Below are 15,034 nucleotides of genomic sequence, written 5' to 3'. Positions count from 1 at the left end.
CGGTCCTCGTGGGCGACCCAGCGGCTCAGGGGCTCAGCGGTGCCGCGTCGCCGTACCGGCCGTCAGGCGCGGCGCGCCGGACGCGTCCCGCTCCGCGGTCACCGGGCCGGTGGACTTCGGGTCGCCTGCCTCCAGGTCGGCGGCCTCCGGGTCCTGCGAGCGGCGTTTGGCGATCACCGCGCACACCATCAGCTGCATCTGGTGGAAGAGCATCAGGGGCAGGACGGCCAGCGCGGCCTGGGTCCCGAACAGGACGCTCGCCATGGGCAGTCCGGCCGCCAGGGACTTCTTCGAACCGGCGAACTGGATCGTGATCCGGTCCTCACGGCCGAAGCCGAGCGCCTTGCCGCCGTACCAGGTGAGCGCCAGCATCACCGCGAGCAGAACGGCCTCGACGACGAGGAGTCCGGCGAGGCGGCCGGGACCGACCTGGTGCCAGATGCCCTCGACCATGCCTTCGCTGAACGCGGTGTAGACGACGAGGAGGATCGAGCCGCGGTCGACCAGCCCGAGCACCTTCTTGTGCCGGGTGACGAACGCGCCGATCCAGCGCCGGAGCACCTGCCCGGCGACGAACGGGACCAGCAGCTGGAGCACGATGTCGACGAGCGAGTCGAGCGAGAAGCCGCCGCCGGTGCTGCCGAGCAGGGTGGCCGCGAGCAGCGGGGTGACGACGATGCCGACGAGGGACGAGAAGGAGCCCGCGCAGATCGCGGCGGGCACGTTGCCCCGGGCCATCGAGGTGAACGCTATCGACGACTGGATGGTGGACGGGACGAGGGTGAGGAAGAGCAGGCCGGTGTAGAGGTCATGGGTCAGGAACACCGGTTCGAGGCCGCGGGCGGCCAGGCCGAGCAGCGGGAACACCACGAACGTACAGGCGAGGACCGTGCCGTGCAGACGCCAGTGTTTCAGCCCGGCCAGCGCCTCACGGGTGGAGAGGCGGGCGCCGTAGAGGAAGAAGAGGAAGGCGATGGCGGCCGTGGAGGCACCCGAGGCGACGTCGGCGCCCGTCCCGCGTGCCGGGAGGAGCGCCGCGAGGCCCACCGTCCCGAGCAGCAGCAGGATGTAGGGGTCGATCGGCATCCAGCTCGGCCACTTCAGGCGTTTCACGGTGCTCCACTACTCAGGTTCAGGGACGGTCGTGCCCTTTCCATCGTCCTCTCCCGGTCCGTGATCGGGAATCCCGTACACCGCTCTGACTGTCATCGCGTTTCACGATAACCAGGTAGCGTGGAGGCGTGTACGACCCCTCTCATCTGCGGACCTTTCTGACGGTGGCCCAGACGCTCAGTTTCACGCAGGCCGCCCGTCGGCTCGGGCTGCGCCAGTCGACGGTCAGCCAGCATGTGCGGCGGCTGGAGGACGCGGCCGGACGGCAGCTGTTCTCCCGGGACACGCACTCGGTGGAGCTGACCGAGGACGGTGAGGCGATGCTCGGTTTCGCCCGCCGCATCCTGGAGGTGCACGAGCAGGCGACGGCGTTCTTCACGGGTACGCGGCTGCGCGGCCGACTGCGGTTCGGGGCGTCCGAGGACTTCGTACTGACCCGGCTGCCGGAGATCCTGGAGGCCTTCCGCAACGACCATCCCGAGGTCGGCCTGGAGCTGACGGTCGAGCTGTCGGGCACCCTGCACGAGCAGCTGGCCGCCGGGAAACTGGATCTTGTGCTGGCCAAGCGGCGCCCCGAGGATCCGCGCGGTGAGCCGGTCTGGCACGACGAGCTGGTCTGGATCGGCGCGGAACGGCTGCGTCTGGAGGCCGACCGTCCGGTGCCGCTGATCGTGTACCCGCCGCCGGGCATCACCCGTGCCCTCGCCATGGAGGCTCTGGAGCGGCAGGGCCGGGCGTGGCGCGTCGTCTGCACCAGCGGCAGCCTCAACGGGCTGATCGCGGCGGCCCGGGCGGGCCTGGGCGTGATGGCCCACTCACGGGGCATGATCCCGCCCGGTCTGGTCCGCGTGCCCGAGCGCGCCGGGCTGCCGGAACTGGGCCAGGTCGACTTCGTCCTGGTCCACGGTCACCGCCGTACGCCGGCCCAGGGCGCGGCGGACGCGCTGGCGGCGGCGATCCTGACGAGCGGGGACCGGCTGCACCGGCGCTGACGGTACGGATGCCGGGACGGGCGTTGGTTCGGGCGTCAGTTCGGACGTCGTTACAGGTGTGACGAAAGTGACGTCCGGAGCGCAGAAGAGAAGACGAACGGTCACCCGCCGGCCTGCGGGATCTTAAAGAGAATCCCAAGAGCCCTGGCACGGGCGGTGAGCGGGTCGGTCGGATTCGGTGGAGATAAAGGGACCCAGTCCTACGTCGGGGGAGGAAAATCTGTCCGTCCCCTACCCATACAGACGCAATTTTCCGGCCGCCCCGGCGCATTGGCAGAGCACTGCCCGGTTTCGTACCCCCTCCCGCGGTATGAGGCCGTGGGGTAGCTTTCACGGCGCTGTGCAAGGCGTCACTAGGAGCGGGTTTGCGCGAATTCACCAACCCTCCGTTGGCGTTGGCGCCGCCCGTGGGCGGACTGGCCGACGTGGTGTTCGAGCATGCCCAGGAAGACCCCCTGCGTGTCGCGCTCGGCCGCAAGGACGAGACGGGCCAGTGGCGGGACGTGACGGCGGGCGAGTTCCGCGACGAGGTCCTCGCCCTCGCCAAGGGCCTGCTCGCGCAGGGCATCCGGTTCGGGGACCGGGTCGCGATCATGTCCCGTACGCGCTACGAGTGGACGCTCTTCGACTACGCGCTGTGGACGATCGGCGCGCAGGTGGTGCCGATCTACTCGACGTCCTCGGCGGAGCAGGTCTTCTGGATGCTGTACGACGCCGAGGTCACGGCGGCGATGGTGGAGCACGAGGACCACGCGATGACCATCGCCACGGTCATCGACCGGCTGCCCCAGCTGCGCCAGTTGTGGCAGCTGGACGTCGGCGCCGTGCAGGAGCTGTACGAGGCCGGCGCGCACCTCGACGACGACACGGTGCACCGGCACCGGCTCGCGGTCACCCCCGAGTCGACCGCGACGATCATCTACACCTCCGGCACCACGGGCCGCCCCAAGGGCTGTGTCATCACCCACGCGAACTTCATGTTCGAGGCGGACACCGTCATCGAGCGGTGGGAGCCGGTGTTCCACTCCAAGAAGGGCGACGAGGCGGCGACCCTCCTCTTCCTCCCCCTCGCACATGTCTTCGGCCGGATGGTGCAGGTGGCCGCGATCCGCGGCGGGGTGCGTTTCGGCCACCAGCCGCAGCTCAACGCGGCGGCCCTGCTGCCCGACCTCGCCGCGTTCCGGCCGACGTTCTTCCTCGGCGTGCCCTACATCTTCGAGAAGGTCTTCGGCGCCGCCCGCCGCAAGGCCGAGCGGGAGGGCAGGTCCGGCCCCTTCGAGAAGGCCGTCGAGGTCGCGGTGCGCTACGCGGAGGCCATGGAGGAGAAGGCCTGGGACGTGGGCCCCGGCCCGTCGGCGGGCCTGCGGATGCAGCACCAGCTGTTCGAGAAGCTCGTGTACTCCAAGATCCGGGCCGCGATGGGCGGGCGCGTACGGCAGGCGATGACCGGCGGTTCGGGCATGGACCGGCGGCTCGGCCTGTTCTTCGCGGGCGCGGGCGTCCACATCTACGAGGGCTACGGGCTGACGGAGACGACGGCGGCGGCCACCGCGAACCCGCCGGAGCGTACCCGCTACGGCACCGTCGGCCAGGCCATTCCGGGCATGACGGTGCACATCGCGGACGACGGCGAGATCTGGCTGCGCGGCGACAACGTCTTCCAGGGCTATCTCAACAACCAGAAGGCGACGGACGCGACCCTGCACGACGGATGGCTGGCCACCGGCGATCTGGGTTCCCTCGACGAGGACGGCTTCCTCACGATCACGGGCCGCAAGAAGGAGATCCTGGTGACGTCGGGCGGCAAGAGCGTCGCCCCGGGAGGCCTGGAGGAACGCGTCCGGGACCATCCCCTGGTCGCCCAGTGCATCGTGGTCGGCAACGACCGGCCGTACATCGCGGCCCTGGTCACCCTGGACCGGGAAGCCGTCGAGCACTGGCTCGCCATGCGCGAGAAACCGCAGCTGACCTCGACGGAACTGGTCCGCGACGCGGACCTGGAGAAAGAGGTGCGGCGCGCCGTGGTCGCCGCGAACACCCTGGTCTCCAAGGCCGAGTCGATCCGTACGTTCCGCATCCTCGCCCAGCCGTTCACCGAGGAGCACGGTCTGCTGACGCCGTCCCTGAAACTGAAACGCAAGGCGATCGAGGACGCGTACGCGAAGGAGGTCGAGGCCCTTTACCGGGCCTGACCTCCTTCGGGACTGACCTCAGGGACTAAGTGATGTTCACGCGGAAGATCTTGTCGGATCCGGCCGGCTCTCCTCCGTTGTTGTCGCTGTTGGTGGTGGACAGCCACAGCTGGTCGGCGCCCGGCACCTTGGTGACCGTGCGCAGCCGGCCGTAGGTCCCGACGTAGTACGCGGTCGGTGTGCCCACGCTCTCGTTGTCGCCGTTGATCGGGACACGCCACAGCCGTTCTCCGCGCAGGGACGCCATGTAGACGACGTTGCGGACGATGGCGATGCCGCTGGGTGAGGCGTCGGAGACGTTCCAGGTGGCCTTCGGGTTGGTCATCCCGGAGACGCTGCAGGAGCCCTCGCAGGTGGGCCAGCCGTAGTTGGCTCCCGGCTTGATGAGGTTCAGCTCGTCCTTGGAGCTGTTGCCGAACTCCGCCTCCCACAACCGGCCGCCGCGGTCGAAGGCGAGGCCCTGCGGGTTTCGGTGGCCGAGGCTGTAGACGTAGTTGCCGAACGGGTTGCCGGGAGCCGCCTTCCCGTCGGTCGACATGCGCAGGATCTTGCCGTTGAGGGAGTTCTTGTCCTGCGCCAGGTCGGGTGTCTGTGCCTCACCGGTGGAGACGTACAGATAGCCGTCAGGGCCGGAGGCGAGGCGGCCGCCGTTGTGGTAGCGGTTCTTCTTGATGCCCTGGAGCAGGATTCTGTAGTCGCCGAGCTTCGTGCCGTCGTATGTCATGCGGACCACGCGGTTGCCCTCGGACGCGGTGTGCATGAAGTAGACGTAGTGGTTGGTCGCCCATTTCGGGTCGACGGCGACGCCGAGGAGTCCGCCTTCACCGTTGGTGGTGACGGCCTCGGGGACGGTGCCGACCTTGGTGCGTGTCCCGTCCTTGGCGAGTTTCCAGACCCCGAAGTCGTCCCGCTGGGTGACCAGCGCGCTCTGGCCGTCGGGCATCCAGTACGTGCCCCACGGGATCGTCCAGCCCGAGGACAGCGTGGACACGGAGGACGGGATGCCGCCGTCGGTGGCGCAGGCCCTGGTGGTGAGGACGACCGTGTTGCTCGCTTCGGAGACGTTGCCGGCCGCGTCGCGCGCGACGACGTTCAGCGTGTACGGGCTGTCGCAGGCGAGTCCGGTGAGAGTGGTCGAGGTCTTGTCGGTGACGGACTTGTAGACGGTGGAGCCGCTGCGCACGTCGTACGCGACGACCGCCCGGTTGTCCGTCGAAGCGCCCCAGGTCAACTCGGCGCTGTTCGCGGTGACCTCGGCTGCCGAGAGGGTGCCTGGCCTGGTCGGTGGGCTGGTGTCGGAGCTCGGCTTGGTGGTGCAGTCGACGACGGGGCTTGCGGCGGAGGTGTTGCCGGCCGCGTCGCGGGCGATGACGGTCAGGTTGTAGGTGGTGGCGGGCGTCAGACCGGTCAGCGCCTTCGACGTCGAACTCCCGGCCGCCTCACCGATCTTGTTGCCGTGCTCGTAGAGGTCGTACGCCGTCACGCCCGCGTTGTCGGTCGAGGCGCCCCAGGCCAGGGTGAGTCCGTTCTCGCCGATGTCCGCGCAACTCGGCTGCCCCGGACGGGTCGGGGCCTGGGTGTCGGCCGCCGCCGCGACGCTGATGCGGTCGAGGTTGGGGCCGCCGCCCGCGGTGGTGGCGGTCGCGCGGATCCTGTTGGAGCCCGCGGTCAGCGGGACGTCGACCGTCTTGGTGACCCAGGTGTTCCAGTCGGCGGTGGCCGGGAAGGACACGCCGGCGGCGACCACCGTGCCGCCGACGGAGATGTCCATCGGACGGTCGACGGCGGTGCCGTTGGAGTACCGCAGGACGACCGCGGAGGTTCCGGCGGAGGCGGCGCTCACCGTGAACTCCACATACGAACCGGTGATGTTGGTGTAGTCGACGAAGCCGGTGCCCGTGTAGCCGGTGTGGTTGGTGGCCACCGCGCCCTGCACGACGTTGGCGTCCTCGGCCTGGTAGTCGGTGGCGGCCCGCGCCGCGGAGCTGGCCAGGCCGACGAGCGGGACGGCGAGGGCCAGTGACAGTGACAGTGACAGTGACAGTCCCAACGGCCGGGCTCTGCTGAGTTCTTTCATGGCTGTCCCCTCAACCCGTGTACTGGGTGAAGACTTTGAGGTAGTCGTACGGCTGCTGTGTCACGCCGCTGCAGGCGTCGCCGTCGGTGCCGGAACCGCACGGGCGGTCGCGGTTGACCGACCAGTAGGTGAGGCGGGCGATGTGGTGCTCCTGGGCGTAGGCGAGCATCGTCCTGAAGTCGGCGAGGCGGACACGTTCACCGGAGTCGTCGGTTTTCCCGTTCATCGACGACAGGCCGATGTGGGCGTAGGCGGTCGCGTCGGTGTAGCCGTACGCCGACTTGACGCGGGCCTTGAGGCCCTCCATGGCCTGGGTGGTCAGGGTGCCCATGTTCGTGGCGCCGCCGCCGAAGTCGAACGGCATGACGCACCACACGTCGTTCGCCAGACCGGAGTTCGCGGCCCGCTTGATCATGTCGATGCCGGTGGCGTCGGGGCCGCTGGTGGTCGTGCCGAAGGTGATGATCGTCTTGAGGCCGGGGTTGTTCGCCTTCACCGTCTTCAGGGCGTCCACCACGCGCTGGCGCACGGTCGCGTTGGACCACTCGGTGTTCTCGATGTCGATGTCGAGCACCTTGAGCCGGTAGGCGCTGATCACCTTCTGGTAGGCGCCGGCGAGCGCGGCGGCGCTGGAGCACTTCTCCCCCAGCTTGTTCCCGCTCCAGCCGCCGACGGACACGACGACGTCGCCACCGGCGGATCTGATCGCGTCGATTTTCGACTGGTCGTTGCCGCCTGTCAGCGGGCGCGTGCCGTCCCACTTCGGGTTGCAGGTGCCGTCGGAGAGGACGAACGCGAGCGTGAACCACTTGACGCCGGTCGCCGACATCACGGCCGTCGGGTTCTGGGGACTGCCCCAGCCGAGGTACTCGTAGGGGGCGACGGCCATCCCGGGCGCTGCGGCTGCCGGGGAGGCGTTCCCACTCTCTGCAGAAACGTTCACGTTGTTAACCGGCTTCACACGGATCAGCCGTGTTTCACCCGGTCGCAGCGTCGCGCTGTACGAATCCGCGATCACGCCCTTGTGCGAGCCCGACCAGAGGTCCGTGACATCGCCGGAACCGCTGAAGCCCACCTGCGACCAGTTCACACCGACCGTGCTACTGCCGGACGTTCCGGTGTTGAACAGCGCCACCACGTAGTCGCCGTTGTTCTCCCGTTTACTGAGGACCTGCCTGACACCACTGTTCACAACCCGTTTCGCGGCCACCCCGTCCTGGTCGACGCCGATCAGCCGGTCGTTGGCCAGCATCGCCTTGTCGACGGAGTCGAGTGCGGTGAGGTCGGTGCCGAGCAGCAGCGGGGAGGCCGCCATCGCCCACAGGGTGAAGTGCGAGCGCCGCTGGTCGGCGGTCAGCCCCACCTGGTCACCGTTGCCGATCTCCAGCGAGTCCAGGTCGTTCCAGCCGCCGGGTCCGGCGTGCGGCTGCCAGGACGCGGCGGTGTTGAACCGGGCGGAGACATGGGACCAGTCGGTCAGCGGATAGCCGCTGCCGTTGGCGCCGGGTCCGCAGTAGCACTCCACGTCGCCCTGGGTGCGCCAGCTGTTGGCGAGCTGACGCCAGGTGGCCGCGTCAGCGATCGGAAGGTTGTTGGACAGCGCGTAGTTGATGGGCCGTCCGGTGGCACGCAGGGCCTTGTCCCAGGCCTGGACGTCGGGGATGTCCTGGCTGCCCACGCCGTCGATCTTCAGGTAGTCGACTCCCCAGGAGGCGAACTGCTTGGCCCACGAGTTCACGAACTCCTGTGCGCCCGGCTTCCCGTAGTCGATGTAGTACATGTTCTTGCAGTTGTAGTTCTTCTCGGTCTTCGACGTGTCGGCGATGTCCTTGGCGTGGTACGAGGTGCCCTCGATCGGGGTGTTCTTCAGCACGGCGTTCCTGGCGATGCCGGGGGTGACGTAGAAGCCGAACTTCAGGCCCTTGGCGTGGATGTAGTCGGCCAGTGCCTTGATGCCGCCGGGGAACTTCGCCGCGTCGACGGTCCACCGGCCGGCCGAGTCGACGACGAAGCCGTTGTCGTCACACTTCTGCCAGAAGTCGTCGAGGTTGACGTACACATAACCGTGGTCCTTCAGCCCGCTCGACACCAGCGCGTCGGCCTGGGCCTTCATCTTCGCCTCGGTCGGTGTGCGGCGCACGAAGCTCCAGCTGCTCCAGCCCATGGCGGGCCGGACCGACTGGCCGTTGTCGGAGGCGGCCGCCGGGCGGGCGGCGGTCAGCAGCGGGATCGCCGTGGCGATCAGCAGCCCGATCAGGGCCACGACCAGCGATCTGACGCGGGTGATACCTGTCATGACTGTCCCCCGTTCACCGGAGTCGTGTACACCGGAGTCGTGTTCACCGGAGTCGCGTATGAGGTGCCGATCCACGCCTCGTCGACGCGCAGGCGCTTGTAGCGGGTGGTGTCGGTGGCGGCGGCCCAGGTGGTGTCGACTTCGAGGCGGACGTAACGGGCGGTGACAGCCGTGAGATCGATCCCCTGTATCCCGCGCCGGCTCGCCAGTTGACCGGTCTTCACCGCGCTGCCCCAGGTCGAGCCGTCGTCGCTGACGAACACCTTGTAGTCCTTGATCCGCGCCGACTGCTCGGTGTCCGAGCGGGCGTAGGCGACGGAGTCCTCGCGCTGGTTGAGCTCGACGTACCGCACCTTCTTCGCGGAGCCGAGGTCGAAGGTGAGGTCGACGGGCAGCGTCTTGTCGCTGTCCCAGTAGGTCCCGTGGTCGCCGTCACCCGCCGCCGCAGCTCCGTGGCCGCTCGCCGACGCGCTCGCGCTCATCCTGACGCCGGAGAGGATGCCCTGCCGTCCGGCCGTCGTGACCTTGAAGACGGTGTCGTACGGGTCCCAGCCGCCGAGGCCACTCAGCGTGAGTACGCCGCCCGACTGCGACCAGGAGACCGCCGCTCCGCTACGGATGTCGGTGACGGCGGAGACGCGGTAGCCATTGTCCCGGACGCGCAGCACGCTGGTGCTGGGCGGGGTCAGGACATGCACGTACTGGCGGTTCGGGTCGGCCTTGGCGACCGTGGTGACGCCGTGCGCCCCGTCGTTCCAGAAGCCGGGTTTCAGTCCTCCGTACCGATAGCCGCCGCCCTCCGTTCCGTGCAGGGACTCCCGGATGGGGTCGAGGTAGGAGTCCGCGAAGGTGTTGAAGGCGGCCTGGTTGGCCGGGAACGTGCCGTTGACCCGAGCGGTCTCCGCCATGAGGGCCTTCACGGAGGACCCGGCGTTGGTGACGAGCCGGCCGAGGGTGAGCATGCGGTCGACGGCGGGGTCGGAGCCGTCGTACCACCAGGCGCCGGACGAGGGGAGCTTGAAGTCGGCCTCGGTCAGCCGGGGTTGTGCGGTGTACACAGCCTGCGGGTAGTCGTATGCGGGCGACATTCCCGTCTTCTGCTCATTGCTGATCATGTCCATGATCGGCGTGTCCTCGTTGTTGTTGCTGAGCGTGTAGCCCGGCCGCTTCTGCTGGATCTGCGCGTAGAGGTTGTGGCTCTCCCAGTACGCGTTGTCGTTGTCGATCCAGAAGCCCCCGAGGTCGGGATAGCGGTCCATGACCTCGAAGAAGTTGTCGTAGCCGAACCGCCCGAAACCGTCACGGGTGGTCAGGTCGACGTTCGTGCCCTTGTAGGCCGAGTACGCCGCCGAGTCGAGCCACTCATGGCCGCCCTCGGCGTGCCACTGGGGATCGTCGGTCATGTAGAGGATGACCTTCAGCCCCTTGGCCTTCGCGGCGGTGATCAGTTCGCCGACGAAGTCCCGTTCGGTGGAGCAGGAGCCCGGGATCTTCGACGGCCAGGGGCGGGCATAGCCCAGACGGCTGTGGAAGGTGGCGAGGACGAGGTACTGCGTGTGCAGTTTCTGCGCCTCCCGCACCCAGTAGCCGGGCGTCCAGCCGCCTTTTGTGACGTCGTTCTCCCAGGCGGAGCAGCTGGTGTGGGCGGGTGCGGTGCGCAGGCCCCAGTGCAGGAAGAGGCCGCCGGTGGAGGCCCGGAGGAAGTCCTGGCGGGGGTTGTCCAGGTCGAGCGGCCGCACCGCCGGACTCGCCGCGTCGACGGCCTGGACGGTGGCCGCGTGCGGGACGGAGTGCGCAGCGGGCTGCGTGATGGAAAGCGGGCCGGGGAGTGGGGCCGCGAGGGCCCCGGGCTGGGTGAGTCCGAGGGCGGCGGCGAGGACGAACAGGACGATCGCCCCTGCCCCGCGCGGGGAAACGGTGGGGGGTTTCATGGGTGCGGCTCCTCAACCGAGCTGGTAGCCACGGAGGTTGGTGAGCAGCATGTAGGTGTCCTGCAGGGATCCGGAGGTGTCGCCGAGGGAGCGGTAGATGCCCCACTTGGGACGCACGCGGTCGGCCAGGAACGTGTCGACGCCGGTCTTCGAGGCGTCGATCACGGTCGAGCCGCCGGACTTGAGGATCCAGCGGACCGTGCCCGCCGAGCCGTTGCCGACCTTGATCTGGAAGTCGACGTCGGTCCATTTGTCGTGCAGCGGGTCCAGGTTGGTGCGGCCGATCAGGATGTTGTCGATGGCCAGCTTGAGTTCGATGGTCTGGACGCCGTTCACCCGCCGCAGCGACTGGACGACGAGCGGGGATGTGCCGTTGCCCGGCTGCTTCATCTGCATGATGTGGGTGAAGGTGGTGGTCGCCTTCAGTGAGCTCGGGATGTACATCGAGTAGGTGACCCGCCAGGTCTGCCCCTCGGTCCACTTGAGGTAGTTGCCGCCGCTTCCGTTGCGCAGGCCCGTGACCTCCTGGCGCTGGCGGTCGGTCGAGGTGTCGCGGTCGACGGTGTGCATGTTGAAGCGCCAGTTGTTGCCGGTGGCGTAGATGTGCGGGTGTGCGGCGGGGTGGGAGTCGGCGCGGTCGTCCTCGATGGTCTCGAAGGCGCCGAGGCCGTCGGCGCTCGCCGACGGGGCCCACTTCTGCTGCCAGGAGGCGGCGTGGGCGGTGGTGGCGGCCGGCAGACCGACGGCCGCTCCGGCGGCCCCGCCGAGTGCGGCACCCAGCAGCGTCCTTCTGGATGTGCTCATGACATTAATCTCCTCGCAGTTGTTCGTTCATGATCAGGAAGGCGCCCAGACCGTGGAAGTCGTTGACGGCCCGGCTGCGGGCGACGTAGTACGCGTAGTCGCCGACGTTCGTGCCGACGGAGATGTCGGCGAGCTCGGTCAGGCCGTCCGCGCCGGTCGAGAGCCTGGCGAGGACGCCCTGATGGCCACGCTCGGCGACAGCCTTGAAACGCGGGGCGAGATAGCCGCGTTGGGCGCCGCGCGAGAGGGCATAGGTGAACATGCTGGAGCAGGACGTCTCGGTCCAGTTGCCGCTCTGTGCGCCCTTGTCGATCACCTGGAACCAGCGGCCGGTCGCCGGGTCCTGGTACTTCTCCAGACCGGCCGCCAACTTGCGCACGATGGTGAGGAGTTGCGGGCGGCGCGGATGGTTCGCGGGGATCGCGTCGAGGACGTTGACGATGGCCATGGAGTACCAGCCGACCGCCCGGCACCAGTGCTCGGGAGCGAGCCCGGTCCCCGGATCGGCCCAGCTCACGCTCTTCGACTCGTCGTAGGCGTGCCTGAGCAGCCCGTTCGCGACCTGCAGATGGCCGCCGTAGACGGCGAGTTGCTTCGCGGCCTCGTCGTTCGCGTACGCGCTGTCGCCGAACTCCCTGCCGTACTCGACGAGGAACGGATTCACCATGTAGACGCCGTCGGCCCAGAGTTGATGGGCCCGGCTCGCGGTGTCCGCGTGCCAGAAGCCGCCGTCACCCGTGCGCGGGTAGGTGTTCAGACGGTCGCGGATCTTCCTGGCCGCCGTGCGGTAGCGCTCCTGCCCGGTCTCGCGGTGCAGGATCACCAGGAGCCGGCCGGCCTGCATGCTGTCGAGGCTGTTGAAGGCCTGGTCGATGGAGCCGTCGCTCTTCACGAAGCGGTCGACGTAGTCCTGGATGTAGGCGAGTTGGCGGGCGTCGTGGGTGCGCCGGTAGACGAGGTACTGGCCGTAGAGGTAGAGGCCGACCGGGTAGGACCAGCCGCCGATGGCGCTCGGCGTGTAGCGGGCCATGGTGGAGTCGACGACGGCCAGGGACCGGTCGGGTCCCGTGGCCGGACGGGGTGCGGGCCGAGTACTCGCGGCCACGGCCGGTTGCGGATCGGCCGCGGGGAGGGCGGACAGGGTGACGGCGGTGAGCGCGACGGCCGCGAGGGCCGTGGACAGACGCCGGTGCCTCATAGATATCCCCTTCGATGGGATTCAGGGGTTTCGTCGGACCTTTCATCGGATGTCTAGCAAACAGAGCCATCCCGTCGGAGCAGCGGGCAGCACAGACTCGTCCAAGTACACGTACCTGCTCTCCGGGAGGGTGGGGGACGGAAAGCCCAGGCCAACAGGTCATTCACATAGCCGAACGAAGTTCACCAACTCGTTCGACGGCGCCATACAGCGTCGCGGCATGACGGGCTGCGGTCAATGGTCCGGACCGATGACCTCGGATGCATTTTTGGCCAATCTCGTCTCCGGCACTGACTCACCGGTCAGTTCGCAGGTGTTCTCCGGCGACGGAGGCGGCCCGGGTGCGGCACGGCCCGTGATCGTACGATGGGAGTCCCCACCCGACGACTGAAGGATCGAGAGCTCGTGAGCAGCAAGGTCCCCCCGATCATTCTGAACAACGGCGTCGAGATGCCCCAGCTGGGCTTCGGCGTCTGGCAGGTGCCGGACGACGAGGCGGAGCGGGCGGTCACCACCGCCCTGGAGACCGGGTACCGCAGCATCGACACAGCGGCGATCTACGGCAACGAAGAGGGCACCGGCAAGGCCATCGCCGCGTCCGGGGTCCCCCGCGAGGACCTCTTCGTCACCACCAAGCTCTGGAACGGCGAACAGGGGTACGACTCCACCCTCCGCGCCTTCGACACCTCCCTGGAGAAGCTCGGCCTGGAGTACGTGGACCTGTATCTGATCCACTGGCCGCAGCCGGCCAAGGGCAGGTTCGTCGACACGTACAAGGCGTTCGAGAAGCTCTACGCGGACGGCCGCACCCGGGCTGTCGGTGTCTCCAACTTCCTTCCCGAGCACCTCGACCGGCTCCTCCCCGAGACGTCGGTCGTCCCCGCGGTCAACCAGATCGAGCTGCACCCGCATCTCCAGCAGCACGAGTCCCGCGAGTACCACGCGGAGCACGGCATCGCCACGGAAGCCTGGTCCCCGCTCGGCTCCGGCAAGGGTCTGCTGGAGGTCCCGGCGATCGTGGCCATCGCCCAGAAGCACGGCCGTACGCCGGCCCAGGTCGTCCTGCGCTGGCATCTGCAGCTGGGCAACGTGGTGATCCCCAAGTCCGTGACGCCGTCCCGGATCAAGGAGAACATCGAGGTCTTCGACTTCAGCCTGGACACGGAGGACCTCGCGGCGATCAGCGCGCTGAACGAGGGCCGCCGACTGGGTCCGGACCCGGCCACGTTCGAGTCGGGCTGACCACGGCCTGACGACCCGCACGACAACGCCCCGGTCCGCGCCGACTCCGGTCGCGGTTCCGGGGCGTTTCACATGCCCCGGCGCGAGCACGCGGTCGTCGGGAAGTCGCGCCTTCGGACGGTCGTGTCTTCGGACGGTCGCGTCTTCATGGGCCCGTGAACCGGTGAAGTCGTGAGGCCGATTTTCGGCACGGCCGGGGCGTCGCACCGGCCGGCGGCGTCCGGCGCCTCACCCCTCCTCGGCGGCGGCGCACGGCACCCACGCGCACCGCCCCCACCACCCGCGCTCCCCCTGGACCGTCCGGCCGCCCCGTGCTGTCCCGGCTCCCGCCCGGCCTCCGTCGCGTCCAACTCCCGGCGGGACGAAGCCGTTCGGGCCGTCGCGGACCCCGGTCGACAGGGTTGACGCGGGCATGCTGGTAGGTCCATTTTGGAGCCCACCCGGTAAGGAAACTTTCCTAACAGAAGGGTCCCCCACAGTGCGCTCTCGAACACTGACCCTCACCGCGGCCGCCGGTGCGGCCCTGCTCGCCACCGCCGCGCTCCCCTCGTACGCCTCAAGCGCGGCCCGGCCTGCGTCCACCAGGGAGGGCTCGGTCAGCGCGGCCGACCTGCTCGCCAAGGTGACGTCCTGCTCCCAGCTCTCCAACGGCAAGTACCGGACCGACGACGAGACCTCCGCGTCGGTCCCCGTGTGCGGCAAGAACGGCGCCGTGTTCTGGAAGGCCGACATGGACGTCGACTGCGACGGACAGCGCACGTCGAAGTGCAACGAGGACACCGACCCCTGGTACCAGGACGACACGGCGTTCCACCAGTCCAACGGCAAGCCGCTCAAGGCGGATTCACTGCCGTACGTCGTCGTGCCCAGCTCCAGCAGCACCTGGAACTACTCCGGCGCCGGCATCAAGGGCGGTGGCGTGGTCGCCGTGATCTACAACAACAAGGTCGAGTACGCGGTCGTCGGCGACACCGGCCCCACGAAGATCATCGGCGAGGCGTCGTACGCCACCGCTCAGGCCCTCGGCATAGACCCCGACCCCGAGACCGGCGGCACGGACTCCGGCGTGACGTACATCCTGTTCAAGAACTCGCAGGTGTCGCCCATAGAGAGCCACAGCGCGGCGGTCTCCGTGGGCGACCAGCTGGCCAAGCAGTTCATCCGCAACAACTGAGCCCGGGGGAAGGGG

Annotated in this window: 10 protein-coding genes; 4 read left to right on the top strand and 6 right to left on the bottom strand. The window is 68.6% G+C overall.

What is annotated here, in order from left to right; all coding sequences use genetic code 11:
• Nucleotides 1-33 precede the first annotated feature (33 nt).
• A complete protein-coding gene (locus tag STRTUCAR8_RS41025; RefSeq protein WP_006382294.1) occupies nucleotides 34-1,113 on the bottom strand; it encodes a bile acid:sodium symporter family protein in 1,080 nt (359 codons plus the stop codon).
• Nucleotides 1,114-1,241: 128 nt separating this feature from the next.
• Between STRTUCAR8_RS41025 and STRTUCAR8_RS41020 the strand changes: the two genes are divergently transcribed.
• Both STRTUCAR8_RS41020 and STRTUCAR8_RS41015 read left to right on the top strand, forming a co-directional pair.
• Entirely contained in the window at nucleotides 1,242-2,105 is an 864-nt protein-coding gene (locus STRTUCAR8_RS41020; RefSeq protein ID WP_006382292.1) for a LysR substrate-binding domain-containing protein, read from the top strand.
• A 365-nt stretch (nucleotides 2,106-2,470) separates the two neighbouring features.
• Complete coding sequence (locus STRTUCAR8_RS41015) at nucleotides 2,471-4,297, top strand: AMP-dependent synthetase/ligase (RefSeq protein ID WP_006382300.1); 1,827 nt, start codon at nucleotides 2,471-2,473, stop codon at nucleotides 4,295-4,297.
• 25 nt (nucleotides 4,298-4,322) lie between these two features.
• On the opposite strand, the gene STRTUCAR8_RS41010 is transcribed toward STRTUCAR8_RS41015, so the two are convergent.
• From STRTUCAR8_RS41010 to STRTUCAR8_RS40990, 5 genes are read right to left on the bottom strand one after another with little or no spacing between them, the layout of a single operon-like run.
• Nucleotides 4,323-6,374 (bottom strand): PQQ-dependent sugar dehydrogenase, encoded by a 2,052-nt coding sequence (locus tag STRTUCAR8_RS41010; RefSeq protein WP_006382301.1) that lies wholly within the window; start codon nucleotides 6,372-6,374, stop codon nucleotides 4,323-4,325.
• A 10-nt stretch (nucleotides 6,375-6,384) separates the two neighbouring features.
• A complete protein-coding gene (locus STRTUCAR8_RS41005) occupies nucleotides 6,385-8,670 on the bottom strand; it encodes an alpha-galactosidase (protein WP_006382298.1) in 2,286 nt (761 codons plus the stop codon).
• On the bottom strand, nucleotides 8,667-10,601 hold the full coding sequence (locus STRTUCAR8_RS41000) for a discoidin domain-containing protein (RefSeq protein ID WP_006382293.1): 1,935 nt from the start codon (nucleotides 10,599-10,601) through the stop codon (nucleotides 8,667-8,669). The genes STRTUCAR8_RS41005 and STRTUCAR8_RS41000 overlap by 4 nt, the downstream gene beginning before the upstream one ends.
• Nucleotides 10,602-10,613: 12 nt before the next feature.
• Nucleotides 10,614-11,405: a hypothetical protein gene (locus tag STRTUCAR8_RS40995; protein ID WP_006382295.1), complete on the bottom strand. Its 792-nt coding sequence runs from the start codon at nucleotides 11,403-11,405 to the stop codon at nucleotides 10,614-10,616.
• 4 nt (nucleotides 11,406-11,409) lie between these two features.
• Complete coding sequence (locus STRTUCAR8_RS40990) at nucleotides 11,410-12,603, bottom strand: glycoside hydrolase family 88/105 protein (protein WP_006382297.1); 1,194 nt, start codon at nucleotides 12,601-12,603, stop codon at nucleotides 11,410-11,412.
• Between the two features lie 405 nt (nucleotides 12,604-13,008).
• Here STRTUCAR8_RS40990 and STRTUCAR8_RS40985 point away from each other — a divergent pair, with 405 nt between their 5' ends.
• Complete coding sequence (locus tag STRTUCAR8_RS40985) at nucleotides 13,009-13,845, top strand: aldo/keto reductase (RefSeq protein ID WP_006382291.1); 837 nt, start codon at nucleotides 13,009-13,011, stop codon at nucleotides 13,843-13,845.
• A gap of 478 nt (nucleotides 13,846-14,323) precedes the next feature.
• Nucleotides 14,324-15,019, top strand: a complete 696-nt coding sequence (locus STRTUCAR8_RS40980) for a glycoside hydrolase family 75 protein (protein ID WP_006382299.1) — start codon at nucleotides 14,324-14,326, stop codon at nucleotides 15,017-15,019.
• Nucleotides 15,020-15,034: the final 15 nt, after the last annotated feature.

The sequence above is a fragment of the Streptomyces turgidiscabies Car8 genome (assembly GCF_000331005.1).
GTDB lineage: Bacteria > Actinomycetota > Actinomycetes > Streptomycetales > Streptomycetaceae > Streptomyces > Streptomyces turgidiscabies.
Note: the sequence above shows the minus strand (reverse complement) of the source record. Positions and strands in the feature narration are given on the sequence as shown.